Annotated in this window: 23 protein-coding genes and 1 pseudogene; 12 read left to right on the forward strand and 12 right to left on the reverse strand. The window is 70.7% G+C overall.

Annotation, left to right across the window (positions count from 1 at the left end; genetic code table 11):
* The first annotated feature begins 13 nt into the window (after positions 1-13).
* Positions 14-1,162 (forward strand): serine hydrolase, encoded by a 1,149-nt coding sequence (locus tag ACO2Q0_RS09090; RefSeq protein ID WP_423351172.1) that lies wholly within the window; start codon positions 14-16, stop codon positions 1,160-1,162.
* On the opposite strand, the gene ACO2Q0_RS09095 is transcribed toward ACO2Q0_RS09090, so the two are convergent.
* Positions 1,159-1,587, reverse strand: a complete 429-nt coding sequence (locus tag ACO2Q0_RS09095; RefSeq protein ID WP_423351173.1) for a hypothetical protein — start codon at positions 1,585-1,587, stop codon at positions 1,159-1,161. The genes ACO2Q0_RS09090 and ACO2Q0_RS09095 overlap by 4 nt on opposite strands.
* 120 nt (positions 1,588-1,707) lie before the next feature.
* On the opposite strand from ACO2Q0_RS09095, the gene ACO2Q0_RS09100 reads away from it, so the two are divergent.
* From ACO2Q0_RS09100 to ACO2Q0_RS09110, 3 genes are read left to right on the forward strand one after another with little or no spacing between them, the layout of a single operon-like run.
* Positions 1,708-1,941 carry a hypothetical protein gene (locus ACO2Q0_RS09100; RefSeq protein WP_423351174.1) on the forward strand — a complete coding sequence of 78 codons (234 nt, stop codon included), beginning with the start codon at positions 1,708-1,710 and terminating at the stop codon, positions 1,939-1,941.
* 37 nt (positions 1,942-1,978) lie between these two features.
* Entirely contained in the window at positions 1,979-2,236 is a 258-nt protein-coding gene (locus tag ACO2Q0_RS09105; RefSeq protein ID WP_423351175.1) for a hypothetical protein, read from the forward strand.
* Between the two features lie 2 nt (positions 2,237-2,238).
* Positions 2,239-2,487 carry a hypothetical protein gene (locus tag ACO2Q0_RS09110; protein ID WP_423351176.1) on the forward strand — a complete coding sequence of 83 codons (249 nt, stop codon included), beginning with the start codon at positions 2,239-2,241 and terminating at the stop codon, positions 2,485-2,487.
* A 22-nt stretch (positions 2,488-2,509) separates the two neighbouring features.
* Here the strand turns inward: ACO2Q0_RS09110 and ACO2Q0_RS09115 are convergent, their stop codons facing one another.
* Positions 2,510-3,679 carry a helix-turn-helix domain-containing protein gene (locus ACO2Q0_RS09115; protein WP_423351177.1) on the reverse strand — a complete coding sequence of 390 codons (1,170 nt, stop codon included), beginning with the start codon at positions 3,677-3,679 and terminating at the stop codon, positions 2,510-2,512.
* A 128-nt stretch (positions 3,680-3,807) separates the two neighbouring features.
* Here ACO2Q0_RS09115 and ACO2Q0_RS09120 point away from each other — a divergent pair, with 128 nt between their 5' ends.
* Positions 3,808-5,787 (forward strand): TonB-dependent receptor plug domain-containing protein, encoded by a 1,980-nt coding sequence (locus ACO2Q0_RS09120; RefSeq protein ID WP_423351178.1) that lies wholly within the window; start codon positions 3,808-3,810, stop codon positions 5,785-5,787.
* Positions 5,771-7,219, forward strand: a complete 1,449-nt coding sequence (locus tag ACO2Q0_RS09125) for a PepSY domain-containing protein (protein WP_423351179.1) — start codon at positions 5,771-5,773, stop codon at positions 7,217-7,219. The genes ACO2Q0_RS09120 and ACO2Q0_RS09125 overlap by 17 nt, the downstream gene beginning before the upstream one ends.
* Here the strand turns inward: ACO2Q0_RS09125 and ACO2Q0_RS09130 are convergent.
* From ACO2Q0_RS09130 to ACO2Q0_RS09145, 4 genes are all read right to left on the reverse strand, one after another.
* The gene (locus ACO2Q0_RS09130) at positions 7,173-8,105 is read right to left on the reverse strand and encodes an acyltransferase family protein (protein ID WP_423351180.1); all 933 of its coding nucleotides are present in this window, start codon (positions 8,103-8,105) and stop codon (positions 7,173-7,175) included. The two genes, ACO2Q0_RS09125 and ACO2Q0_RS09130, sit on opposite strands and share 47 nt — an antisense overlap.
* Positions 8,106-8,111: 6 nt before the next feature.
* Positions 8,112-9,950: a DNA helicase RecQ gene (recQ, locus tag ACO2Q0_RS09135; RefSeq protein WP_423351181.1), complete on the reverse strand. Its 1,839-nt coding sequence runs from the start codon at positions 9,948-9,950 to the stop codon at positions 8,112-8,114.
* An 83-nt stretch (positions 9,951-10,033) separates the two neighbouring features.
* The gene (locus tag ACO2Q0_RS09140) at positions 10,034-10,495 is read right to left on the reverse strand and encodes a BLUF domain-containing protein (RefSeq protein ID WP_423351182.1); all 462 of its coding nucleotides are present in this window, start codon (positions 10,493-10,495) and stop codon (positions 10,034-10,036) included.
* Positions 10,496-10,564: 69 nt separating this feature from the next.
* Positions 10,565-12,301, reverse strand: a complete 1,737-nt coding sequence (locus ACO2Q0_RS09145) for an N-acyl-D-amino-acid deacylase family protein (protein ID WP_423351183.1) — start codon at positions 12,299-12,301, stop codon at positions 10,565-10,567.
* A 157-nt stretch (positions 12,302-12,458) separates the two neighbouring features.
* On the opposite strand from ACO2Q0_RS09145, the gene ACO2Q0_RS09150 reads away from it, so the two are divergent.
* Positions 12,459-12,584: a hypothetical protein gene (locus ACO2Q0_RS09150; RefSeq protein ID WP_423351184.1), complete on the forward strand. Its 126-nt coding sequence runs from the start codon at positions 12,459-12,461 to the stop codon at positions 12,582-12,584.
* A 9-nt stretch (positions 12,585-12,593) separates the two neighbouring features.
* Here ACO2Q0_RS09150 and ACO2Q0_RS09155 read toward each other — a convergent pair whose 3' ends face one another.
* Positions 12,594-13,085, reverse strand: a complete 492-nt coding sequence (locus ACO2Q0_RS09155; RefSeq protein ID WP_423351605.1) for a COG3650 family protein — start codon at positions 13,083-13,085, stop codon at positions 12,594-12,596.
* 29 nt (positions 13,086-13,114) lie between these two features.
* Positions 13,115-13,192: pseudogene (locus ACO2Q0_RS09160) on the reverse strand (hypothetical protein); the annotation flags it as partial.
* Positions 13,193-13,229: 37 nt separating this feature from the next.
* On the opposite strand from ACO2Q0_RS09160, the gene ACO2Q0_RS09165 reads away from it, so the two are divergent.
* From ACO2Q0_RS09165 to ACO2Q0_RS09180, 4 genes are all read left to right on the forward strand, one after another.
* Positions 13,230-14,360: a DNA cytosine methyltransferase gene (locus ACO2Q0_RS09165; RefSeq protein ID WP_423351185.1), complete on the forward strand. Its 1,131-nt coding sequence runs from the start codon at positions 13,230-13,232 to the stop codon at positions 14,358-14,360.
* A 97-nt stretch (positions 14,361-14,457) separates the two neighbouring features.
* On the forward strand, positions 14,458-15,447 hold the full coding sequence (gene cysK / locus ACO2Q0_RS09170) for a cysteine synthase A (protein WP_423351186.1): 990 nt from the start codon (positions 14,458-14,460) through the stop codon (positions 15,445-15,447).
* A complete protein-coding gene (locus ACO2Q0_RS09175; RefSeq protein WP_423351187.1) occupies positions 15,444-15,854 on the forward strand; it encodes a very short patch repair endonuclease in 411 nt (136 codons plus the stop codon). The genes cysK and ACO2Q0_RS09175 overlap by 4 nt, the downstream gene beginning before the upstream one ends.
* Positions 15,855-15,889: 35 nt before the next feature.
* Positions 15,890-16,393: a GNAT family N-acetyltransferase gene (locus tag ACO2Q0_RS09180; RefSeq protein WP_423351188.1), complete on the forward strand. Its 504-nt coding sequence runs from the start codon at positions 15,890-15,892 to the stop codon at positions 16,391-16,393.
* Here the strand turns inward: ACO2Q0_RS09180 and ACO2Q0_RS09185 are convergent.
* From ACO2Q0_RS09185 to ACO2Q0_RS09200, 4 genes are all read right to left on the reverse strand, one after another.
* On the reverse strand, positions 16,390-16,866 hold the full coding sequence (locus ACO2Q0_RS09185) for an OsmC family protein (protein ID WP_423351189.1): 477 nt from the start codon (positions 16,864-16,866) through the stop codon (positions 16,390-16,392). The genes ACO2Q0_RS09180 and ACO2Q0_RS09185 overlap by 4 nt on opposite strands.
* Positions 16,866-18,656, reverse strand: a complete 1,791-nt coding sequence (locus ACO2Q0_RS09190) for an acyl-CoA dehydrogenase C-terminal domain-containing protein (protein WP_423351190.1) — start codon at positions 18,654-18,656, stop codon at positions 16,866-16,868. Before ACO2Q0_RS09190 ends, ACO2Q0_RS09185 begins: the two co-directional genes overlap by 1 nt.
* A gap of 80 nt (positions 18,657-18,736) precedes the next feature.
* Positions 18,737-19,213 carry a MerR family transcriptional regulator gene (locus ACO2Q0_RS09195; protein WP_423351191.1) on the reverse strand — a complete coding sequence of 159 codons (477 nt, stop codon included), beginning with the start codon at positions 19,211-19,213 and terminating at the stop codon, positions 18,737-18,739.
* Between the two features lie 114 nt (positions 19,214-19,327).
* Entirely contained in the window at positions 19,328-21,007 is a 1,680-nt protein-coding gene (locus ACO2Q0_RS09200; RefSeq protein ID WP_423351192.1) for a lysine--tRNA ligase, read from the reverse strand.
* Between the two features lie 139 nt (positions 21,008-21,146).
* Here ACO2Q0_RS09200 and ACO2Q0_RS09205 point away from each other — a divergent pair, with 139 nt between their 5' ends.
* A complete protein-coding gene (locus tag ACO2Q0_RS09205; protein WP_423351193.1) occupies positions 21,147-23,723 on the forward strand; it encodes a TonB-dependent receptor in 2,577 nt (858 codons plus the stop codon).
* The last annotated feature ends 1 nt before the right edge of the window (position 23,724 follow it).

A 23,724-nucleotide genomic window follows, 5' to 3' on the forward strand; every position in this document is an offset into this window, starting at 1 on the left:
GTAGAGAGTCGCCATGCCGATGAACCGCCGCCGCCGCCTCCGCAGGACGATCAAGGGTCCGGGTCCCCGGACGCTGGCCGTCGGCGCGGCGCTGGCGCTGGTCGCGGCGGGCGCGGGCGGCTTCGCCGCCTACCAGAACGCCGTCCCCGGCCCGCAGGTGCGGCTGACCGGCGGGCCGCTGCCGGTCGCCATCCCGATCGCGCCGCCGGCGCCGAAGGCCCTGCAGGATGAGCTGGACGCCCTGGTCCGGGCGTATGGCGAGGAGGTCGGCGTCGCCGTCACCGATGTGTCCGAAGGCTGGACCGCCGGGGTCGATGCGGAATCCTTCTACCCACAGCAGAGCGTCTCCAAGCTGTGGGTGGCGATCGCCGTCCTGAAGGCTGCCGACGAGGGCCGGCTGTCGGTGGACCAGCCGGTGCTGCTGGGCGAGGAGGACCGCTCGGTCTTCTTCCAGCCCGTCTCCTACAGCATCGGCCCGAACGGCTACCGGACCGAGGTTTCGGGGTTGCTGCGCCGGGCCATCGTCCAGAGCGACAACGCCGCCAACGACCGGCTGATCAAGGAGGCCGGCGGCCCGGCCGCCGTCGGCGCGACGCTGGAGCGGCTGAACCTCGAGGGCGTCAGCGTCGGCGCCTACGAGCGCGACCTGCAGGCCAGGGTCGCGGGCCTGACCTGGCGTCCCGAATACGGTACGGGCTGGAACTTCCAGGCCGCCCGCGAGCAGCTTCCCCGCGAGGTGCGCGAAGCGGCGCTGGAGGCCTATCTGGACGATCCGCTTGACGGCGCGAAGCCCGCGGCGATCACCCGGGCGCTCGCGCGCCTGCACAAGGGCGAGCTGTTGTCGCCCGCCTCGACGGAACGCCTGCTCGGCCTGCTGCAGGACGTGCGCACCGGTCCCCGCCGGCTGAAGGGCGGCTTACCGCCCGGCTGGGCCATCGGCCACAAGACCGGCACCGGCCAGGATTACGGCGGCGCCTCGGTGGGCATCAACGACGTGGGTCTGCTGACGGCGCCCGACGGGCGGACCTACGCGGTGGCCGTGATGATGCGCCGGACGCACAAGCCGGTGCCGCAGCGGCTGGAGCTGATGCAGGCCGTCACCCGCACGGTGACGGCCCATTGGGCCCGCACCCGCGCCGACGGCGCCGTCCAGGCCGACTAGCGGGCCGGCTCGGGCCGCTCGATGCCTTTCACGACGGTGATCCGGATCGGTTCGCCCGTCATGTCCTTGCTGGTCCAGACCGCGCCCACGCCGCCGTCGGTGGGGAAGTCGGTGCAGTAGCTGATCGGTATCGGGATCGGCTTGGACTGCTTCATGCAGACCTTCTCGCCCTTCACCGTCCACTTGCCCGAGCTCGCCTTGCCGCGCCGGCCGACGGCGTCCCAGCTGCCGTCGGCGTGCAGCCAGATCCGCTGGTGCTTGCCGTCGGGATAGAGCGCCTTGATCGTATTCCCGAACGCTGCGGCGACGCCGCGCGGCTCGCCCTTCGGCTCCGGCGTCGAATTCGCCGCCTGGGCGTTCAAGCCCAGGAACAGGGCGTAGCCGGCGGCGGAGAGGCGGACGAGGCTCAGGATTCTGGGACGCATGACGGACTGCAACGCGGAAATCTGAAATCGGCGCCGAAAACGGCCGGGGGACTCGACACCTGACCCGGACCACGTGAACTGAAGCTGACAAGCTTGGCCCTGGGGCCTGCAGGAGGATCCATGAACGACGAGACCATCCCGGCCGACGCGGAACGGGCGGGGATGCTGGCGGCCCTGCATGCCGTCATCGTCGGTACGCTTTCGACCCTGAAGCGCAAGGGCCTCCTCACCCCGGACGAGATCGACCAGATCTTCGAGGCCGGGCTGGTCACCTTCGAGCGGGGCGACCAGGACGCCACCAGGCAGGCCGCCCAGCTGACGCTCCAGATCCTCGCCCGCTCGCTGCGCGACTGAGCCTGGAACCGCCGGACGGCGGCTCCGTTGCCGTCACATGGCCAAAGCCGTGCGCAAACGCGCCGACCATGTGGAGGCCGCCAGCTTCTTCATGACCCGGGCGCAGGACGCGATCAGCGCCGCGGAAGGCGCGCGCAGCGAAGACGCCTGCGCCGCGTTCTACAAGGAGGCCGAGACCTGGCTGTACATGGCCGGCCGCTGCCTGAACCCGGAGGCGCAGTCGCCCCGTCCCGAAACCTTCAGCCTGGGGACCGCCCGGGTGCGGGGCGAGCGGCGAAGCTTCGAGGAGGACTGACCATGATGCGAACCGCAACCGCAGTCGCTCTCGTCGCGCTGGCGGCCGCCGCCTGCGCCGAGACGCCCGACCGCACGGCCGCCGCCGCCGGCGACGCCACGAGCGACACCTCGGCCAGCTCGCCGATGACGGTGAACCCCGCGCCCAAGGGGCAGGCCCTGCCGTCGACGCCGCCCACGGTGTCGGAGGATCCCGCGGGCCAGGCCGACGACAAGGCGATGCCGCCGGGGCCGGTCAATCCCGGCGCCTGACGGCCCGTCCCGACCACCGGCTTCAGGAGCCGGGGATGACCGGCGTCGCGGACAGGTTCGTCCGGCCGAGGCCCTCGACACGGTAGAGCGAGCCTTGCGGGCCGGGCGTGCGCACCTGCAGGCGGTCCGGGTCTGCGGCGATCTCCGCGGCCTGGACGACGCCGATGTCCCGGGCCCCGGCGATGATCACGAAGCGCTCGCCCCCCGCCGCCTGGAAGGATGCGAGATAGCTGTAGTCCAGGTTCGGCCTTCCCGCATGGGCCGTGCCCGCCCCGCTGACGTAGGTCTCGCCGGTGCGGCGGTCGACGAGCTCGTCATAGGTCTCGCCCACCTCGAAGCGGGACCGTTCGAACACCGGACCCTGCAGCAGCCGCAGCGCCGACAGGTAGCCGACGTATATGACGTCCGACCCCTTCAGCATCTCGGGCGTGAGCTGGGATGAGGTGACCAGCCTCAGCCGCGCATCGTCGCCCGCCAGTCGCCTGGCCAGAGGCATGACCTGGCGCAGCGCCAGCGTCGCGCCCACGGGGGTGTAGTAGGTGTCTAGGTCGACGTAGCGGCCCTGTAGCTCGGGCCGCGCCATCAGGAAGCCGTCGAGGTCGGCCGGTGAGTTGATGTCGAAGGCGCGGATCATCCGCTGGGGTTCGTCCCGGCCCTCGGTGTCGCCGAAAATGTAGTAGTCGCCCACCACCACCAGAACCGGGCGGTGCTTGCCGAAGCCCGACCAGAGCGGTGCGGCCGCGATGCGGGCCAGCGCCCGGTCCGGGGCCGTGGCCCGGGCGATCCAGACCGCTCCCAGCACCGTCGCCAGCACGAGGAGGAGCGCCGCCGGGGCGGCGATCCAGCGCCACCGCCAGCGTGGCCGAACCTCGGCCGCGTCGGCGGCGTCTTCAGCCAGTACGAGGCGGTATTCCCCGAGCGGCAGGATCAGGCGCGGCGTGCGCTCGCCGTAAAACGCTTCCAGCTTCTTTCGCAACCGATGGACATAGACCCTGACCGAAGCGTCGCCGGCCAGGTCCACCTCTCGGCCGAAGACCTCGACGGCGATGTCGGCCTCGCGCACCGGCCGTCCCGCCAGCGCCTGATCGGCCAGATAGTCGAACAGCCGCGCCAAGCCTTGCGAGCGCCCCAGCACGCCGCTCCGCCGCACGCGGGCGACCTCCGCCTCCAGCTCGTGAGCCGGTCCTTCCATCGGCGTCCTGTAACCCCCTGTAACGCCCCTCGAACCGTAAAGTACGGGCGCGCGCCCAGCGAGCCCCTTACCGCCATACCGATTTTTCGGCCAGCACAAGAACCGCGGCCGCTGTCGGGGGATAGACGATGAGGAAGATGTTGCTGCTGGGCGCGGCGTGCTCGGCGCTGGCGTCGGCCGCCCATGCCGAGGCCGCCGCGGACGCTGCGGCTGTGGACGAGGTGGTGGTCACCGCCGCACGGCTGGAGGAGACCCTGCCGCAGGAGCTGGCCCGCTATGGCGCCGACCTCTCGGTGATCGACGACGCCGTCATGCGCGACAACGTCTACGTCGACATCTCCCAGGCGTTGCAGATGCAGACGCCCGGCGTGTTCCTCAGCCCCCGCAACGGCCCGTTCTCCTACGTCGACATCGCCGTGCAGGGCTCGCGCACCGCCGACGTGCTCTGGTTGGTGGACGGCGTCCGGATCAGCAATCGCCTCTACACCTCGACCAGTCCCGCCGACACCCTGCCGGCCAGCATGGTCGAGCGGATCGAGGTGCTGAAGGGCGGCCAGAGCCTGTTCTACGGCACCCAGGCGGTGGCCGGCGCCATCAACGTCGTCACCCGCGGCTTCGCCCAGGACTTCGACGGCCGGCTCACCGCCGGCGGCGACACGAACGGCGGGGTCCACGCCGACGCCTATGTCCGCGACACCGTCGGCCGCCACCGCTACGTCGCCTGGGTCTCCAAGGACGAGGCCAGCGGCTACCGCACCTTCGACGTCTTCCAGCCCAGCGCCACCGAGCGCAAGCGCGGCTACGACGTCGTGAGTTTCGGGGGCAAATACGGCGTCGATCTCGCCGAAGGCCTGGGACTCAACCTCTACGTCCAGCACACCGACGCACATCTGGAGTATCCCAGCCCACGCCTGACGCGTCTGGCCTTCAACGATCGCGACGAGGAGATCGCCAGCCTGAGCCTCGACTGGACCGCGCGCGAGGACGTGCAGCTCTCGGCCAAGGGGTACTTCCACGACTGGGACAGCGTCTATTCGACGGTGAACAACACGCCGGGGGACCCGGCCGCGCCGCCGGTGATCGTCGACGACCTCGCCTACTGGGGGTACCGGGACTACGGGGTGAACGTCCTGGCCAAGCTGAACCTGCACCGCGGCTTCGAGTACCAGCTGGGCTACGACTTTCAGAACTTCAACGGCCGCGACGAGGTGCTGCTGATCGCCGACCAGACCGAGCGGGTGCACGCCTTCGTGGCCCAGGTGCGGACGACCGAGGACCTGATCCAGAACGCCCGCTTCGCCGCCGGCGTCCGCTACAACAAGGCCGGGGACACCGAGAAGACCGTCTGGAACGTCTCCGGCCGCTGGGACGCGACCCCGGCGCTCTATGTCGAGGGCATGGCCGGCACGGCCTTCATCCTGCCGAGCGCCGAGCAGCTCTATGCCGTGGATCCGACCTCGGTCGCCGGCAACCCGGACCTGAAGGCCGAGCGCAGCGTGAACCTCAACGCCTCGGTGGGCGGCGAGCAGGCGGGATTCGAGTGGAAGCTCACCGGGTTCGTCCGCAAGGTCGACGACCTGATCACCGACGAGGCGCGCGCCGGCTTCCCGGAAGGGCTCTACGTCAATACCGACGGCGAGGTGCGCTTCCGCGGGGTGGAGCTGTCGGGCAGGTCCGAGCTGGGCCACGGCCTCTCGGCGCGGGCCTCCTTCGCCTACACCCGGGCGCGGCAGGAGGGCGCGGGCCGGCAGTTCGACCGCATCCCCAAGCTGCAGGCCAAGGCCGGCCTCGACTGGACGCCCGCCGAGCAGCCGTTCGGCGCATCGGCGAGCCTGCTGTGGACGGGCGACGTCTGGCAGCAGGTCTCGGGTTTCGGCCGTGTGAACTACGGGAACTATGCGGTGGTCGACCTCGCCGCCCACGTCTGGCTGGACGGGGCCGACCGCCGCCACAGGCTGACCGCCAGGCTGGAGAACGCCCTGGACGAGGACTACGCCACCCGGGTCAACTCGGCCCCGGTCGACCTGGCGCCCGCCGGCGTCCGCTTCCTGTACGGCTTCCGCGGCGTGCCCCGCACCTTGCACGTGAGCTATGCCTACAGCTTCTGACCCCGCCCCGAAACCTGAGCGGAAGCCCCGGCGGAAACCCTGGGCGCCGCGCTGGCTGGTGGTGACCCACCGCTACCTGGGCGTGGCCATCGGCCTGCTCATGCTGCTGTGGTTCGCCAGCGGGATCGTCATGCTGTTCGTCCGCTGGCCCGAGGTGACCGACGCCGAGCGGGCGGCGGGCCTGCATCCGATCCCGTGGGAGCGTTGCTGCGACCTCTCCAGCTTTGGGCCGGACCAGGTGCTGCCCGACGGCGTCGTGGAGGCGGTGGCCGGGCGGCCGGTGCTGCGCGCGGGCGGCGAGACCTACGACCTCGAACGCGGCGGCGTGCTGGCCCCGCTGACGGAGGCCGAGGCGATGCAGGTCGCCGGCGAGCACGCCGGCCGCACGCCCGTCGCCGCCCGGCTCATAGAGCGCGACCAATGGACGACCACGGGCTATTTCAACAAGCGCCGGCCGTTCTGGCGCGTGGAAGTGGGCGATCCGGCGCACACCGTCGTGCACGTGTCGGCCCGCACCGGCCAGGTGGCCCAGATCACCACGCGCGCCGACCGGGTGCTGGCCTGGCTGGGACCGATCCCGCACTGGCTCTACCCCGACATCCTGCGCCACAACACCAAGCTCTGGACCCAGGTGGTGATCTGGACCTCGGTCGCTGGCCTCTTCCTGACGGTGACGGGGATTTATCTCGGCGTGATCGCATGGCGGCCGTGGCGGGACCGGCGCCTCTCGCCCTTCAAGGGCCTGATGATGTGGCACCACCTCACCGGCCTGGCCGCCGGCCTGCTGACCCTGACCTGGACGCTCTCGGGCCTCTTCTCGATGCAGCCCTGGGGCCTGCTGGAGAGCCCCGCCGATCCCGCCGCCGAGCACTACGCCATGAGCCACGCCACGGCCGGCGAGCTCAGCGCGGCTCTCGCCACGCTCAAGGCGGAGGGTCTGGAGGCGCGCCAGGTGCGGCTCGTTCCGTTCGAAGGCCGGCTGACCCTGGTCGCCGACGGCCGGCGACTGGGCGGGCCGCTGGCCCAGAGCGACCTTAGGCGGGCGGCCGCGGCGCTGGGTCCCGTCGCCTCGCAGGGCCTGATGCAGACCGAGGACGCCTACTGGTACGGCCACCACGAGACGGTGGCGCTGCCGGTGTGGCGGGTGCTCCGGACGGACGGGACGCGGTTCTACCTCGACCCCGGGACGGGCGAACTCCTCGGCTCGGCCGACGCGACGGCGCAGGGCTTCCGCTGGTGGCATCTCGGCCTCCACCGCCTGGACGTGATCCCGGGCTTCGACCGCGGCGCGGGCTGGGCGACGGCGATGACGGTGCTGCTGGCGTTCACGGGCGCAAGCGTGGCGATCGGCGTCTGGCTGGGCTGGCGGCGCATCCGCGCCGACGTCACCAGGCTCGGATCTCTTCGCCCGCGGCCGCGCGCCCGGGCTTGAGCCGCATCGCCGGCTTCTCCACCAGGAACCAGCTCAGGGCGGCGAAGGGCAGGACGGCGAGGATGCCGGTCAGCACGTTCAGATGTCCCATCAGCGCGAGCTGCTGCTGGATCGGAAAGGCGTAGATGTAGACGCCATAGCTCAGGTCGGCGGGCAGCTTGCCGGGCCGCGACAGGCCCACGACCGCCGTCGGCAGCGCCAGCGGCCCCACGAACGGGAAGGCCACGGCCGACAGCCCGCCCAGCCACAGCGGGACCTTCGCCCGCGTCAGCCACAGCGCCGCCCCGGCGAAGAACAGGAACCCGTTGCGGCCCACCAGGAAGGCGATGCGCGTGATCCGCTCGTCGGCCCAACCCGGTGTCGTGAGGGCCAGCGCCAGCCAGCCCAGCGCGCACAGGGCGGCCAGCCCCACGGCCAGCTTCAGCTTGGCGCGGACCAGCATCAGCACGAGGTAGAAGCTGAACTCGAGCCTCAGCGTCCACAGCACGCCGTTGACCACGCCGGCCAGCGGCGCGTCCTCGAACACGCCCGGCAGGTCGTAGGTCGCCGGATAGAGCAGGGCGTTGCGCACGACGTAGAGCGCCGCCTCCCGCCAGTACTCCGCCGGCGGCGCGGTGGTGACGAAGGCCAGCAGGATCACGGTCACGACCAGCGAGGCGATCAGGCCGGGTTCGATCCTGAGGAGGCGCTTGGCGAGATAGCTCTTTGGATCCCGCTCGTAGCTGCCGGCGACGAGATAGCCGCTGATCACGAAGAAGATCGAGACGCCGAGCGCCCCGAAATCCTCGACGCCGCGGATGGTCAGCGCAGGCTGGCCCGACAGCGGGAAGGTGTGGCTCACCACCACCAGCAGGGCCGCGACCAGGCGCATGAGGTCGAAGTTCATCGCGGCCTAGCCTTCGAAGCCGCCCACCACTTCGAGCACGGCCGCGCCATAGTGGGCCAGCTTGGCCTCGCCCACGCCGTTGATCCGCTCCAGCGCCGCGCGGCTGCCGGGCCGGGCCTGGGCGATCTCGGCGAGCGTGCGGTCGTGGAAGATGACATAGGGCGGCACGTGCTGGGCCTTGGCCTCGCGGGCCCGCCAGGCCTTCAGCGCCTGGAACAGCGGCGCATCGGCGGGCGACAGCGGCGGCTCCTTGGTCTTGCGGCGCGGCCGGCGGGCGGCCTCCTCCTCGATCTTGCGGATCACCACCCGCCGCTCGCCGCGGAACACGGCCCGCGCCCCGTCGGCGTCGCCGATCCCCACCAGCGGCCGGCCGTCGTTGGGGTCCTCGCGCAGCAGGCCCTCGAACAGCAGCTGTTCCAGGAGGTCGCGCCACTGCACCGCCGCGAGCTCCTGGCCGATGCCCCAGGTCGAAAGGCCCGCCTCCCAGTCGGTGACGTCCTTGGTCTTGCCCAGCAGGTGGTCGACGACGCGCCCGCGGCCGACCCGGCCGCCCAGGCGGTGCGCCGCGGACAGGGCCTTCTGCGCGGCCTCGGTGGCGTCGGTGGTCTCGACCTGGCCCGTGCAGAGGTCGCACTGGCCGCAGGCCTTAACGCCCTCCTCGCCGAAGTAGCGCCTCACGCTGGCGGCGCGGCAGGCGGTTCCGTCCAGCATGGCGTAGAGCTGGCGCAGCTTGCGGGACTGCACCTGCTTGACGCCGTCGTCGACGTCGCGCTCGCCGATCCGGCGCAGCGCCCAGGCCATGTCGGAGGCGCCGTAGAGCGTGATGCCCTCGGCCGGATCGCCGTCGCGGCCCGCCCGGCCGATCTCCTGCCAGTAGGCCTCGATGGAGGCCGGCGGATCGGCGTGGATCACGAAGCGCACGTCCGGCTTGTCGACGCCCATGCCGAACGCGATCGTCGCCACCATCACCGAGGCGTCGGCTTCCAGGAATTCCTCCAGACGCCGGGTCCGCAGGTTGCGGTCCAGGCCGGCGTGATAGGCCAGCGCCGGCACGCCCGCATCGCGCAGCGCCTGGGCCAGCTTTTCGGTGCCGTCGCGCGAGCCCGCATAGACCACGCCCGACTTGCCGGGCCGCGCGGCGACCAGCTCGACCACCCGCTTGTCCTTGCCGCCCTTCTTGCGCTCGGCCGACAGGATCAGCTCGGGGCGGGCGAAGCTGGCGACGAACTCGGCCGAGCCCTCGAGGCGCAGCTCGGCGCGGATATCCTCCCGCGTGCGGGCGTCGGCGGTGGCGGTGACCGCCAGGCGTGGCACGTCCGGGAACAGCTCGGCCAGCCGGCCCAGCATCCGGTACTCGGGCCGGAAGTCGTGGCCCCACTGGCTCACGCAGTGGGCTTCGTCGATGGCGATCAGCGCCAGCGGCGTCCGCGCCAGGCGGTCCAGCATGCTGGGCTGCATGAGCCCCTCGGGCGAGACGTACAGCAGGTCCAGTTCGCCGCGCTCGATCCGCCGCCAGGTCTCGGTGCGCTCGTGCAGGTCGATGTTGCTGTCGAGCCTCGCCGCAGCCACGCCCGACTGCTGCAGCGCCGCCACCTGGTCGGTCATCAGCGCGATCAGCGGCGAGACGACGAGTCCGAGGCCCGGCCGGATCAGGCTGGGGATCTGGTAGCAGAGGCTCTTGCCGCCGCCGGTCGGCAGCACGGCCATGGCGCTGCGCCCGGCCAGCACCTCGGCGATCACGTCGCCTTGCAGCCCGCGGAAGTCCGCGTGGCCGAAGGTGCGGCGCAGGATCTCGCGGGCCTCGTCGAGAGGCGGAAGCGGGGCTTCGGCGCGGGCGGCGTGCATCGCGCCCTTATGGCGCAATTCGCGCCCAGGTCGATGCGACGGATGGAAAGGATCGGCACCTTCCCTCCCTTGATGGAGGGTCTCTAGGCGCTGCGGGCCAGACCGGTGCGGGTCTGGATGCTTCGCACCGCCTTCAGCAGCCGAAGGGCGTGGTCGCCGCCGAGCGTCAGGAAGTCGATCTCGCGGCTGGCGAGGGTCCTGAGGATGGCGTCGTCGGCATGGCTCATGCGCCGGGCGCACATGTTCCAGTCCCCGAACGCCCGGCTGGAGGCAGGGCCGGCGGACACCACGCGGGCCTCCTTGTGGCGCGGATCTTCGAGGATGCGCCGGTAAGCGGTCATCGCCGCCTCGGCCGGTCCCTCCAGCGCCTGCAGGAACCAGCCGTCGTGCACCAGCAGCAGGCCGGTGATCGCCGTCTGGCGGTTGTTCCGGATCGAGATGCGCACGATGGCGTCCACCTCCTCGTTCACCCGCACGGGCTCGATGGCCTGGCGGCTGGCGTAGATCAGGCGGTGGAGGGTGCGCGACCCTGAAATCTCGGACATGGACGCTCGCGGGAACGCTCGTGGACTTCGGCCGTCCTACCGCGAGGGCTTGAACATTCGCCTAATGCGCTATTCGGCGGCCATCGCCTGACGACGGGCCTGGGCGCCCCGCAGCAGCCGTCCGGGCAGCGCGCCTGTGGGGTCGCCGTCGCGGTAGGTGGTCTCGCCGGCGACGATGGTGGCCACATAGCCTTCGGCCCGCTGGATCAGCCGCCGCCCGCCCGCCGGCAGGTCATAGGCGACTTCGGGCGCGTGCAGCTTCAGCCGGTCGTAATCGATGACGTTGAGGTCGGCGCGGTAGCCCGGTGCGATCAGGCCGCGATCGAACAGGCCGACGGTCTCGGCCGTATCGCGGGCCTGGGCCTTGACCATACGCTCCAGCGGGACCTTGGCGCCCCGCGTGCGGTCGCGGGTCCAGTGGGTCAGGTTGAAGGTCGGGAAGCTGCCGTCGCAGATCATGCCGACGTGGGCCCCGCCGTCCGACAGCCCCGGCACGCAGTCGGGGTGGGTCAGCATCTCGTGGGCGTGGTCCAGGTTGTGGCGGGCGTAGTTCAGGAACGGCAGGTACAGCATGCCGCGTCCGCCGCCCGTGAGCATGTGATCCAGCGCCACCTCGGCGGGATCGCGGCCCTCGCGCACGGCGATGGCGGCCAGGCTCTGGTCCGACGTGGGCTCGTAGTCCGGCGTCCCGGCCATCCGGAACATGTTGTCCCAGGCTCGGGGCTGGCTGCCGGCGAAGCCTCGGCCCGCCGCTTCCTCGGTCAGCAGCCGCGCGCGGAACGCCGGATCGCTCAGGCGCTCGACCTTGCCGGCCAGCGGCAGGTCGCGGATCTCCTGGAAGACCGAATGCTGGCTGAACGGGTTCATGGTCAGCTCGAAGCCGAACAGCACGCCCACGGCGCGGCCGGCCACCTGGGCCCGGATCGGCAGGCCGTCGGCGTTCGCCTGGCTCAGCCACCGCAGCATCATGGAATAGCTGTCCGGCGCGCGCGGGCTCTGCACCAGGCTGAACGACAACGGCCGCCCCGAGCGCTCCACGATCCGGCGCAGCATGGCCAGCTCCTCCGCCGGATCGGCGAAGTCGGAGACCACCTGCAGAACGCCTTTGCCCGCGGCGGCGAGGCCCAGGGCGATGCCCGTCAGCTCGTCCTCGCCGGCGGTCAGCGTCGGCGTGGGCTGGCCGTCCGACGTGCGGTGGTTCAGCGTCCGCGAGGTGGAGAAGCCTAGCGCGCCGGCCTCCGCCGCCCGCCGGGCGATCGCCGCCATGGCGTGGATGTCGGCCTCCGTCGCGGGCTCGCGGTCGGCTCCGCGCTCGCCCATGACGAAGACCCGCAGCGCCGCGTGCGGCAACTGGCTGCCGATGTCGACGTCGAAGCGGCGTCGCTCCAGGGCGTCGAGATAGTCGGGATAGCTCTCCCAGTTCCACGGCAGGCCCTGGCTCAGGACCGGGAACGGGATGTCCTCGACCCCCTCCATCAGCCGGATCAGCCGGTCGTGGTCTTCCGGGCGACAGGGCGCGAAGCCGACGCCGCAGTTGCCCATGACGACAGTGCTGACCCCGTGCCACGACGAGGGCTGCATCCGCTCGTCCCAGGCGGCCTGGCCATCGTAGTGAGTGTGGATGTCGACGAAGCCCGGGGTGACCAGCTTGCCGCGCGCGTCGATCTCCTCGGTCCCGGCGCCCGACAGCTTGCCCACCGCCGCGATCCGGCCGTCCTTCACGCCGACGTCGGCCTCGTAGAGGAGCCCGCCCGAGCCGTCGGCCAGCGTTCCGCCGCGGACCACGAGATCGAAGGCCTTTTCCATGGCGAAGCTCCCTGGTTGGCGTCTGACGCGCCGTGGCCGCCATCTAGCCGGCCGGACGCTGGGTCAGGTCAAGCGTTCAAGGATGCGCGAGTCCGGCTGGGCCGTAGGAACCTCGGGCTTTTGAAGGGGTTGCATGCGCTGGACGAGAGACGACCCCATGCCTATCAAAGCCCTGCTGGCCCTCGCGGCCCTGGCGATCGCCATCGGTTTCACGCTTCCCGGTCGGGACGGCGGCGAAGCTCAGGCGCAGTCGGGCCAGATCCCGATGCTCGAGCTCGGTTAGGCCCCCGGACTAGCCGCCGAGGTCGATCGACAGATCGCCCAGGTTTCCCCCCAAGGCGCCCTTTAGCGCCTCGCCCACGTCCGACGCCTTGGCGGCGCATCCGTGCAGGGTCGTGCCGGCGAACTCCACCTCCGCGCTCATCGGATAGGTCCGGTCGCTCATTCCGTCCGAGCAGTCGCCGACCCGCAGCGTCACCGTCATGGCGCTTCCGTCCTCGGCGGTCGCCTTCCACACGCCCTGGCCCGGTCCGATCTGGGCGCCCGGCGCCTTCAGCTTCACGTTCGGATGGTCGGGACGCAGCAGCTCGAACTCGGTCCCGCGCATCGTCAGCGACCAGAACGGCTCGGTTCCGATCGCCAGCATGTCCTGGCTGAAGTCGGTCGTCGTGGGCGCGGGCGCTGCGGCCGGCGCATCGGCCGGCGGCGGCGCGGCCTCGCCTCCGGGCGCCTGCGGCTGGCAGGCGGCGAGGAACAGGACGGCAAGCGGGAGCAGGTGGCGCATGTCCCTACCAAACCCGTCATCCCGGACGGCCGCAAGGCCGATCGGGGACCCAGAGGCCGTGCGCCGGCGCCTGGGTCCCGGCTCTCCGCTTCGCTCCGGCCGGGATGACGGTGATAGACCGAGCGCAAATCACGCTACGATCCGATGGTGGGCGCGACACCCTTCACCTTCTACGAATTCTTCGCCGGCGGCGGCATGGCTCGTCTGGGCCTGGGCGAACGCTGGGCCTGCGCCTTCGCCAACGACTTCGACCCCGTGAAGGCCGCGGCCTACCGCGCCAACTTCGCCGATGCCGACCGGCATTTCCGCCCAGGCGACGTCTGGACGCTGTCGTCCGCCGACCTCCCGGGTCAGGCCGACCTCGCCTGGGCCTCCAGCCCCTGCCAGGACTTCAGCCTTGCGGGGTCGCGCGCCGGCCTGGAAGGCGGCCGTTCCTCGGCCTTCTTCGGGTTCTGGAAGCTGATGCAGGCCTTGGGCGCCGAGGGCCGCGCGCCGCGCCTGATCGTCATCGAGAACGTCGTCGGCCTGCTCACCTCGCGCGGCGGCGCCGACTTCGCAGCGCTTGGGACGGCGCTGGCGGCGGAAGGCTATGTGTTCGGCGCGCTGGAGGTGGACGCCGCTCACCTGCTGCCGCAGTCACGGCCCCGGGTCTTCGTGGTGGCGTCGAAGGTCGCCCCGGCTGCGGGCCTCGTCGGCGACAGCCCCTTCCATACCCGCGCGGTGCGCAACGCCCACGCCGCCCTGCCGGCGGACCTGAAGCGCAGCTGGGCCTGGTGGCGCCTGGCCGCGCCGCCGGCGCGCAACACCGACCTCGCCGCCCTGCTGGAGCCGGATGACGCCGTCGCCTGGCGTTCCGAGGCCGAGACCCAGCGCCTGCTGTCGCTGATGGCGCCGCACCATCGCGCCAAGATCGCCACGCAGAAGGGGCGGGCGGTGGGCGCTGTCTTTCGCCGCACGCGGATCGAGGCTGGGCGGCGCGTGCAGCGGGCCGAGGTCCGGTTCGACGGCCTGGCCGGCTGTCTCCGCACGCCGCGCGGCGGCTCCTCGCGCCAGACGCTCGTCGTTGTGGAGGACGGCCGGGTCCGCAGCCGGCTGCTCAGTCCGCGCGAGGCCGCCCGCCTCATGGGCCTGCCCGATACCTACCGCCTGCCGGGACCCGCGACCGCCGCCCTGCACGTCACCGGCGACGGCGTCGCCGCGCCCGTTGTCCGCTGGCTCGCCCAGGAGCTGCTGGAGCCGCTCCTCGCCCCGCGAGCTGTGCTGGCCGCCGAGTAAATCTAAAGGCGGCGCCAAGGACGGCGCCTTCCAAAACGCCGCAGAAGGCCTAGGGTCTCGGGCAAGCTTTCCAGCCTTCAGACACCGAGATCCTCAAATGGACGCCACCCCCGACAAGGTCTACGACGCCGCCCGCTTCCGCCGGGCCGGCCGGGGCAAGATCTACGACTCCATCATCGACACGGTGGGCGACACGCCCCTGGTGCGCCTGCCCCACCTCACCGAAGCGCTCCAGCCCAAGGCCGAGGTCGTCGCCAAGCTCGAGTTCTTCAATCCCGTCGCCTCGGTGAAGGACCGGATCGGCGTGGCCATGGTCGAGTACCTGGAGGCCAAGGGCCTGCTCAAGCCGGGCGGCACGATCATCGAACCGACCTCCGGCAACACCGGCATCGCGCTGGCCTTCGTGGCGGCGGCCAAGGGCTACAAGCTCACCCTCGTCATGCCCGAGAGCATGTCGATGGAGCGTCGCAAGATGCTGGTCATCCTGGGCGCCAAGCTGGAGCTCACCCCCGCCGAGAAGGGCATGGCCGGCGCCGTGGCCCGCGCGCGCGAGCTGGTCGACGCCACCCCCGGCGCAGTGATGCCCCAGCAGTTCGACAATGTCGCCAACCCGCTGATCCACCGCGTCTCGACGGCCGAGGAGATCTGGAACGACACCGAGGGCCGCGTCGATGTGGTGATCTCGGGCGTCGGCACCGGCGGCACGATCACCGGCGTGGGCCAGGTGCTGAAGGCGCGCAAGCCCTCGGTGAAGATGGTCGCCGTCGAGCCCGAGGCCTCGCCTGTCCTGTCGGGCGGCCAGCCCGGCCCGCACAAGATCCAGGGCATCGGCGCGGGCTTCGTGCCCTCCATCGTCGACCGCAGCATCATCGACGAGATCGTGCAGGTCTCGAACGACGACAGCTTCGCCATGGCGCGCCGGGCGGCCCGCGACGAGGGCATTCCGGTCGGCATCTCCTCGGGCGCGGCGCTGACCGCCGCCTTCGAGGTCGCCAAGCGCGACGACATGGCCGGCAAACTGGTCGTGGCCATCATCCCCAGCTTCGCCGAGCGCTACATCTCGACCGCGCTGTTCGAAGGGCTGTGACCTCCGACGTCTTTGACGCGGAGAAGCGCTCCGCCGTCATGCGGCGGGTGAAGGGCAAGGACACCACGCCGGAGATGACGGTGCGCCGGGCGCTGACCCGGCTCGGCGCGCGCTACCGGCTGCACCGCAAGGACCTGCCCGGCAGCCCCGACATCGTCATGCCGGGCCGCCGCCTCGCGCTGTTCGTCCACGGCTGCTTCTGGCACGGCCACGACTGCGCCCGCGGATCGCGGGTCCCGAAGCAGAACCGCGACTACTGGACCGCCAAGGTCGGGCGCAATGTCGCCCGCGACGCGAAGAGCCGTGCCGGGCTCGAAGCCCAGGGCTGGCGGGTCGAGACGATCTGGGAGTGCGAGCTCAAGGACCAGGCAGACCTCGAGCGCCGCCTCGCCGAACTGCTCGCCTAGCTTGACCGTGCGCCGCGCGCCGCTCAGCTAGGCCCATGACCTTCGCCATCCGTCCCCTGGACGCCGCCGCCGTGCCGCGCCTGGCCGAGATCCTCCGCGAGACCGTGAGCGCCGGCGGCTCGGTGCACTTCATGGACCCCGTGCCCGCCGGCGGGGCCGAGGCCTACTGGACCGCCGCCGTCGCCGATCCGGGCCGGATCGTCCTGGGCGCCTTCGTCGACGGGACGCTCCAGGGCACCGTCACGCTCTGGCTCGACACCCCGCCGAACCAGCCGTTCCGGGGCGAGATCTGGAAGCTGATGGTGGCGCCCGCCGCCCGCGGCCGGGGCCTCGCCCGCGCCCTGATGATCGAGGCCGAGCGGCTGGCCGCCGAGCACGGTCGCACCCTGCTCAACCTCGACACCGCCGTCGAGGGCGGCGCCTCCGAACTCTACGAGAGCCTCGGCTGGACCCGCGCCGGCGTGATCCCCGACTACGCCTACAAGCCCCAGGGCGGCCTCGTCGGCACGGCGATCTACTGGAAGAAGCTCGGCGGCTAGACCGCCGCCGGCTCCACCTCTTCCACCGTCACCTCGGTTTGGACCGAATTGGCGATGAAGCATTCCTCGTGCGCCTGGTGATGCATCTCGTGCGCCTCCTCGGTCGTCGGGCGGCGGCCTTCGTAGGCGATCTCCGGATGCAGCGTGACCCGCGTCACGGCCATGCGGCCCTCGGCGTTCTTCTCCATCACCCCCACCGCTTCGTCGCGATAGCGTGTGACGACGAAGCCCTTCAGCCGCGCCATGTGGAGGAAGGTCAGCATGTGGCAGTTGGAGAGTGCGGCGACGAACATCTCCTCGGGGTCGACCGCCCCGGGCGCCGCCCACCTGTTGCCGACCACGTGCGCCGAGGCCGTCGCCGGCACCACGTGCTCGGCGAAGCTCACCGTGTGCCCGCGGCTGTAGCGGCCTTTCAGGAAGTCGTCGGGGCTCGCGTCCAGGGCCCACGCGATCGTCGCGCGGTAGCTCGCCATCAGAAGGCCTCCGCCGGCAGCTTCATCATCAGCTCGGCGCCCGTCTTCAGCTTGGCGAGGTGCGCCGAGGTCTCCGGCAGGATGCGGTCGACGTAGTACCGGCCAACCACCAGCTTGTTGGCGTACAGCGGATCGGCGTCGCCGGCGGCGATCTTCGCCTGCGCCGCCTTGGCGATCATCGCCCACATGTAGGCCAGCGCCGTCAGCCCGAAGAGCTGCAGGTAGTTGGTGGACGCGGCGCCGGCGTTGTCGGGGTTGGCCAGGCCGTTCTGCATCAGCCACATGGTGGCCTCCTGCAGCTCGCCCTTGGCCCGGGCGACGCCGTCGATGAACGGCTTCAGCTCAGGCCCGGCGGCCTCGTTGTCGGCCACGAACTGGTCGAGCTCGGCGAAGAAGCTCATCACCCCGCGCCCGCCGTCGGCCGCCAGCTTGCGGCCCACCAGGTCCAGCGCCTGTACGCCGTTGGTGCCCTCGTAGATCAGGGCGATGCGCACGTCGCGCAGGTACTGGCTGGCGGGGAAGTGCTCGGTGAAGCCCGAGCCGCCGTGCACCTGCATGGCGTCGGAGCAGACCTGGAAGCCGCGGTCGGTGAGGAACGCCTTCACCACCGGCGTCATCAGGGCCATGTAGTCGCGGCCCTTCTGCTGGACGGCCTCGTCCGGGCTCGCGTGGGCGAGGTCCCCGTGCAGCGCCGTCCAGGCCATGAAGGCGCGGCCGCCCTCGATGATCGCGCGGGCGTCCATCAGCATCCGGCGGACGTCGGGGTGGACGATGATCGGGTCGGCGGGCCCGTCCGGGTTCTTCGGCCCGGTCAGCGAGCGGCCCTGCAGCCGGTCCTTGGCGAACGCGACGGCGGCCTGGTAGGCGGCCTCGGCCTGGGCGAGGCCCTGCAGGCCGACGCCCAGGCGGGCCTCGTTCATCATCACGAACATCAGCTTCAGCCCGGCGTTCTCCTCGCCGATCAGCCAGCCGGTCGCCTCTTCGTGGCTGATCACGCAGGTGGCGTTGCCGTGGATGCCCATCTTCTCTTCGAGGCCCAGGCACTTCACGCTGTTGCGCTCGCCCGGATTGCCGTCGGCGTCGGGGATGAACTTCGGCACGATGAACAGGCTGATGCCGCGCACGCCGGCCGGCGCGCCTTCGATCCGCGCGAGCACCAGGTGGACGATATTCTCGGTCAGGTCCTGTTCGCCGCCCGAGATCCAGATCTTCTGGCCCGTGATCTTGTAGGAGCCGTCGGCCTGAGGGACCGCCTTGGTCCGCAGCAGGCCGAGGTCCGTACCGCAGTGCGGCTCGGTGAGGTTCATGGTGCCGGCCCACTGGAATGACACCAGCTTGGGCAGGTAGAGCGCCTTCTGCTCGGGCGTGCCGCCGACATGGATCGCCGAATAGGCGCCGTGCGTCAGGCCCGGGTACATGGAGAAGGCCATGTTCGCCGAGGAGCTCATCTCGGAGAACGCCACGTTGACGACGTGGGGAAGGCCCTGGCCGCCGTAGGCGGGATCGGAGCCCAGCGCCGGCCAGCCGCCCTCGACGAGCTTGGCGTAGGCGTCCTTGAAGCCGCTCGGCGTCTTCACCGAGAAGTCGGGGCTCCAGGTGCAGCCCTCCTTGTCGCCCACCCCGTTCAGCGGGGCGAGCACCTCGGAGGTGAACTTGCCGGCCTCTTCCAGGATCGCCTCGACGGTGTCCATCGAGGCGTCGGCGAAGGCGGGCAGGTTGGCGTAGCGGTCGAGCTGCAGGACGTCGCGCAACAGGAACAGGTAGTCGCGAACGGGGGCCTGGTAGGGCATGCAAACTCCGGACATTGCGAGGGCGTCTTCAGCCTTCGACATAGTCCGTGCGCGCGCCGTGAGCTAGGCGCCGCGACGCGCTAGGCCTCGCCGTGCTCCAGGTCGTCCAGCCTCCGGCGCAGCATCTGGTCGTAGTCGGCCGCCCGCGGCAGCAGGTCGGGCCGGGTCTCGGACAGGCGGCGCTCCATCTCGCTGATGCCCTGCTGGAGCTGGGCGATCGCCGCGTCGATGTCGTGCTTCTGCTGCTCCAGGGCGACGATGCGCTCCTTGAACTTGCGCAGGCTCTTGGCGGCCTGGGCGGCGCCGGATTCATCGGCCTCGTACAGGTCGAGGATCTCGCCGATCTCTGAGAGCGACAGGCCCACGCGCTTGCCGCGCAGGATGAGCTGGAGCCGGGCCCGGTCGCGGTAGGAATAGACGCGGTTCATGCCGTCGCGCGCAGGCGTCAGCAGGCCCTTGTCCTCATAGAAGCGCAAGGCCCGCGGGGTGCATTTGAATTCCAGGCAGAGCTGCCGGATCGTGTAGGTGCGCAACGGGCGGCGCAGGTCGGTGGGCATGGGCGATCCTCCCTATAGGTCTCGCATGCCCCGCCAGCTAAGGACGGCTTTACGTTTACGTCAAGGACACGTTAACGCCGTTAACCTACGCCGCTCACGCAAGGTGAGGGCTCGTCAGCCGACCAGTTCGCCCTTCAGCGCCCGCTCGATGAGGTCGATGGTCCGGTCGATGCCGAAGATCGCGACGAACGAGCCGAAACGCGGCCCCTGGCTCTGGCCCAGCAGCACCTCGTACAGCGCCCCGAACCAGGCGCGCAGCGGCTCGAAGCCGGCCGCCTTGCCCACCTCGAACACCTCGTTCTGGATCGCCTCGGCGTCGGCGCCGGCCGGCAGGGCCTTGAGGCGGGCCACCAGGTCCTCCATCGCCGCCCGCTCCTGGTCGGTGGGCGCGCGGAACGTCTTCGCCGGCCGGACGAAGTCCTCGTAGTAGTTGAGCGCATAGCCCACGAGGCGGTCCAGCAGCGGCTCGCTCTCCGGCGTCGCGCCCGGCAGGTACCGCTCGAGGAAGGCCCAGAGGATCTCCTTGGTCGAGGCGTCGGCCGCCGAGACCAGGTTCAGCAGCAGCGAGAAGCTGACCGGCGAGCCCTTCTCGGGCGGGGCGCCGCGGTTCACGTGCCAGGCCGGGTTGTCCAAGGGTACGAGGTTCTGCCCCTCGCTCCGGGCGCGGTTGAACGCGTCCAGGTGCGAAAGGTACTCGTCGGTCGCCTTGGGGATCACGTCGAAGTACAGCCGCTTGGCCGACTTCGGGCTCTGGAACATGTAGTAGGTCAGGCTTTCGGGCGCGCCGTAGCGCAGCCATTCCTCGATGGTCAGGCCGTTGCCCTTGGACTTCGAGATCTTCTGGTTGTTCTCGTCCATGAAGAGCTCGAAGTGGAACGCCTCGGGCGGCTCGGCGCCCAGCGCCCGGACGATCTTGTTCGAGACCCGCACGCTGTCGACGAGGTCCTTGCCCGAGGCTTCGAAGTCGACCTTCAGGGCGGTCCAGCGCGCCGCCCAGTCGGGTCGCCACTGCAGCTTCACGTGGCCGCCGGTGACCGGGACCTCGGTCCGCGTCCCGTCCTCGTCGGCGAAGACGATCGTGCCCTTCTCGACGTTGCGCTCCAGGGTCGGGGCCTGCAGCACCCGGCCGCTCCTGGGGCTGATCGGCAGGAACGGCGAATAGGTCGCCCGGCGCTCCTCGCCCAACGTCGGCAGCATGATCGCCATGACCGCGTCGAACCGCTCGAGGATGCGCAGCAGCACCGCGTCGAAGCGCCCCGACTTGTAGGTCTCGGTCGAGCTCATGAACGTGTAGTCGAAGCCGAAGCCGTCCAGGAAGGCGCGCAGCCGGGCGTTGTTGTGGTGGCCGAAGCTTTCGTGCTCGCCGAACGGATCGCGCACGGCGGTCACCGGCTTGTCGCGGTCTTCCTCCAGCATCGCCTTGTTCGGCACGTTGTCCGGGATCTTCCGCAGGCCGTCCATGTCGTCGGAGAAGACGATCAGCTGCGTCGGGATGGCGTCCTCGGTGAGCGCCCGGAAGGCGTTGCGCACGATGGTCGGACGGGTGGCCTCGCCGAAGGTGCCCAGGTGCGGAAGGCCGCTCGCGCCATAGCCGCACTGGAAGACAACCGGCTCGGCCAGCGCCGGCAGGGTCGCCACCGCCTCATGGAACTTGCCCTGGGCGAACAGCGAGGCGGCGAGATCGCGCTCGGCGTCGGTGAGGCGCAGGCGGGTGATGCGGTCCAGCAGGATGCGCGCCTGTTCGAACGGCCAGCTCTTGGCGTCGCGCGCCTGATGGGAAAGACCTTGCAGCATGGCGCGCGGCCTAACGCCCGGGGCGGCCGGGCTCAAGCGGTTTCGCCAAAGCCGGCGTCGCAGGACCGTCACCTGGGCTTCGCCGCACTGTCACAGCGCGAGCCTATGTCCGCCCTCGTCGAACGAGGGGGAACTCATGGTGTCGATCTTCGAAGCCCGCCGTCCGCGGCGGATGCACGTCCTGCTGTCGGCCTCGGCCCTGGTGCTCGCCGCGGCCGCCGTCCCGGCCCGGGCCCAGGACGTGGAAGAGCTGGTGGTCACCGGACAGCGGCTGTCCCAACAGCGGGCCATCGAAACCAAGCGCGAGGCGATCACCGTCGTCGACGCCATCTCGGCCGACGAGATCGGCCGCCTCGCCGACAAGAACGTCGCCGAGAACCTCGAGCGCCTCCCCGGCGTCGGCCTCTCGTATGACCAGGGCGAAGGCCGTTACGTCTCGATCCGCGGAACGCCCGCCCAGCTGAACAACGTCACCCTCAACCGGGTGGAGGTCGGCAATCCCGACGGCGACAGCCGCGCCCTGCCGCTGGACGTGGTCTCGGGCCAGCTGCTCGGCCGGCTGGAGGTGGTGAAGGCGGTCACGCCGGACTACGACGCTCAGGGCATCGGCGGCACGATCAACCTCGTCAGCCAGTCGCCCTTCGACCTCCCGGGCGGCCGCACCGCCCGCGGCTCGGTCCAGGTCGGCTATCAGGAGTTCAACGAGAAGACGCCGGTCCAGGGCGATCTCACCGTCGGCGGCGTGTTCGGCGACGGCCGCTGGGGCGTGCTGCTGGGCGTCAACGGCTCGTCGCGCGATTACCGCTCGGACGGGCTCTATCCGGACGACTGGCGCGCTGTCCCCGGGGTCGCCCGCGGCGGCCTGCCGATCAACCTGAAGACCACGAACTACAAGCTGAAGCGCGAGCGCCTCGGCGCCGCCGGCGCCCTGGAGTTCCGCCCCACCGACCTCGACCGGTTCTACGTGCGGGGCCTCTACTCCAAGTTCACCGAGGACGAGTACCGCCAGCGTTGGCGCCTCGACTTCGCGTCGAACCCCGCCAACCTCACCTTCAACGCCGATCGCGCCTCGGGCGTGGCCACCGGCGTCGACGCCCGGCAGGACCTGCGCCTGGAGTACAAGGAAAAGAGCATCTCCTCGTATTCCGTCGGCGGCCTGCACGAGCGCGGCCCCTGGTCCGTCGATTACGACCTCTCCTACGGCTACAACGAGCTGATCGAGCCGAACGAGCTTTGGCAGTTCCGGCAGAACTCGGCGAACCTCACCGTCGATTTCGACATGAACCCGCTGCTCTACACGGCCGTGCCGCGGAACGCGTCCGCCTCGGGCCTGGGCTTCCGCCAGTACACCCGCCAGGACGAGTACGGCGAAGAGACCAACATCGCCGGCCGTATAGACCTGCGCCGCGACATCGACATCGGCGAGGCCAGCTACTTCAAGGCCGGGCTGAAGGTGCGCGACACCGACAAGCGCTTCGACGGCCGGACCGATCGGTGGGATCGCGGGGCCGCCGCCAACCGCTTCACCCTGGCCGACTTCGGGCTCCAGGGGCCGGTGATGGAGGTCGATCTCGGCGACTACACCTACGTCAACCGGTTCACCATCGACGCCGACGCCATCCGCGCCTTCACGCGCGAGAACCTGAGCAGCGCCCGCTTCGTGCGCAACGCGGCCGAGAGCCTCAAGGCCGAAACCCTCAACGACTACGACCTGAACGAACGGGTCAGCGCCGGCTACGTCATGGCCGACGTGGACTTCGGCGCCTTCCGCCTGATCGGCGGCTGGCGCGTCGAGCACACCGAAACCGAGGTCTCGGGCTTCCGCCTGGACAACACCGGCGCGGTCACCCCCGTCGAGGCCTCGTCCTCGTACACGACCTTCCTGCCGAACCTGCACCTGCGCTTCGAGCCGCGCGAGGACCTGGTGGTGCGGCTGGCCTACACCCACACCCTGGGGCGGCCGCAGTATCCCCAGATGCGTCCCGGCGGCGCGCTGGAGTTCCTCGAGCTGTCGCCCGGCGTCTTCGAGGGCGCCCTGGCCGAGGGGAACGTGGACCTCAAGCCGTTCCGCTCCGAGAATTTCGACGCCACGGTGGAATGGTACTTCGCGCCCGGCGGCCTGCTGTCGGCCGGCGCCTTCCTGAAGAAGATCGACGATCCGATCTTCACCTTCGACCAGACCCTCACCGGCGTGACCATCGGCGGCCGCACCTACTCGCGGCTGGAATACACCCAGCCGCGCAACGCGGCGGAGGGCGAGATCAAGGGCCTCGAGCTGCAGTACCAGCAGCAGTTCACCTTCCTGCCGGGCTTCCTCAGCGGCTTCGGCGCGGCGGCGAACGTGACCTGGACCGACTCCAAGCTCACCGTTCCGGATCGTGGCGAGACGCCGTTCCCGGCCCAGTCCGACCTGCTCTGGGGCGCCCAGCTCTTCTACCAGTCGGGCCGGTTCGAAGCGGCGCTGTCCTACCACCACACCGGCCGCGCGGTTCAGGGTCTGGGGTCGGACGACGAGACCGACACCTTCGACGACGACTACCGGCGCCTCGACGCCAAGGCGAGCTACAAGCTCACCGACAAGATCGAGGTCTTCGTGGACCTGCAGAACCTCAACGACGAGGTGCTGCGCGAGTACCAGGGCGGACGGCGAGACTGGCTCACCAACTACGAGCGCTACGGCCGCACCTACTATGTGGGCGTGTCGGCTCAGTGGTAGC

It is taken from the genome of Phenylobacterium sp. VNQ135 (assembly GCF_049445735.1).
Classification (GTDB): Bacteria; Pseudomonadota; Alphaproteobacteria; order Caulobacterales; family Caulobacteraceae; genus Phenylobacterium.

Coding starts and splice junctions, on each gene's coding strand:
- ACO2Q0_RS09145 (WP_423351183.1), bottom strand. CDS start 12,301: ATGGAAAAGGCCTTCGATCTCGTGGTCCGCGGCGGAACGCTGGCCGAC.
- ACO2Q0_RS09140 (WP_423351182.1), bottom strand. CDS start 10,495: ATGTCCGAGATTTCAGGGTCGCGCACCCTCCACCGCCTGATCTACGCC.
- ACO2Q0_RS09110 (WP_423351176.1), top strand. CDS start 2,239: ATGATGCGAACCGCAACCGCAGTCGCTCTCGTCGCGCTGGCGGCCGCC.
- ACO2Q0_RS09090 (WP_423351172.1), top strand. CDS start 14: ATGCCGATGAACCGCCGCCGCCGCCTCCGCAGGACGATCAAGGGTCCG.
- ACO2Q0_RS09115 (WP_423351177.1), bottom strand. CDS start 3,679: ATGGAAGGACCGGCTCACGAGCTGGAGGCGGAGGTCGCCCGCGTGCGG.
- ACO2Q0_RS09100 (WP_423351174.1), top strand. CDS start 1,708: ATGAACGACGAGACCATCCCGGCCGACGCGGAACGGGCGGGGATGCTG.
- ACO2Q0_RS09180 (WP_423351188.1), top strand. CDS start 15,890: ATGACCTTCGCCATCCGTCCCCTGGACGCCGCCGCCGTGCCGCGCCTG.
- ACO2Q0_RS09150 (WP_423351184.1), top strand. CDS start 12,459: ATGCCTATCAAAGCCCTGCTGGCCCTCGCGGCCCTGGCGATCGCCATC.
- ACO2Q0_RS09200 (WP_423351192.1), bottom strand. CDS start 21,007: ATGCTGCAAGGTCTTTCCCATCAGGCGCGCGACGCCAAGAGCTGGCCG.
- recQ (WP_423351181.1), bottom strand. CDS start 9,950: ATGCACGCCGCCCGCGCCGAAGCCCCGCTTCCGCCTCTCGACGAGGCC.
- ACO2Q0_RS09120 (WP_423351178.1), top strand. CDS start 3,808: ATGAGGAAGATGTTGCTGCTGGGCGCGGCGTGCTCGGCGCTGGCGTCG.
- ACO2Q0_RS09095 (WP_423351173.1), bottom strand. CDS start 1,587: ATGCGTCCCAGAATCCTGAGCCTCGTCCGCCTCTCCGCCGCCGGCTAC.
- ACO2Q0_RS09195 (WP_423351191.1), bottom strand. CDS start 19,213: ATGCCCACCGACCTGCGCCGCCCGTTGCGCACCTACACGATCCGGCAG.
- ACO2Q0_RS09125 (WP_423351179.1), top strand. CDS start 5,771: ATGCCTACAGCTTCTGACCCCGCCCCGAAACCTGAGCGGAAGCCCCGG.
- ACO2Q0_RS09190 (WP_423351190.1), bottom strand. CDS start 18,656: ATGCCCTACCAGGCCCCCGTTCGCGACTACCTGTTCCTGTTGCGCGAC.
- ACO2Q0_RS09130 (WP_423351180.1), bottom strand. CDS start 8,105: ATGAACTTCGACCTCATGCGCCTGGTCGCGGCCCTGCTGGTGGTGGTG.
- ACO2Q0_RS09185 (WP_423351189.1), bottom strand. CDS start 16,866: ATGGCGAGCTACCGCGCGACGATCGCGTGGGCCCTGGACGCGAGCCCC.
- ACO2Q0_RS09105 (WP_423351175.1), top strand. CDS start 1,979: ATGGCCAAAGCCGTGCGCAAACGCGCCGACCATGTGGAGGCCGCCAGC.
- ACO2Q0_RS09165 (WP_423351185.1), top strand. CDS start 13,230: ATGGTGGGCGCGACACCCTTCACCTTCTACGAATTCTTCGCCGGCGGC.
- ACO2Q0_RS09155 (WP_423351605.1), bottom strand. CDS start 13,085: ATGCGCCACCTGCTCCCGCTTGCCGTCCTGTTCCTCGCCGCCTGCCAG.
- cysK (WP_423351186.1), top strand. CDS start 14,458: ATGGACGCCACCCCCGACAAGGTCTACGACGCCGCCCGCTTCCGCCGG.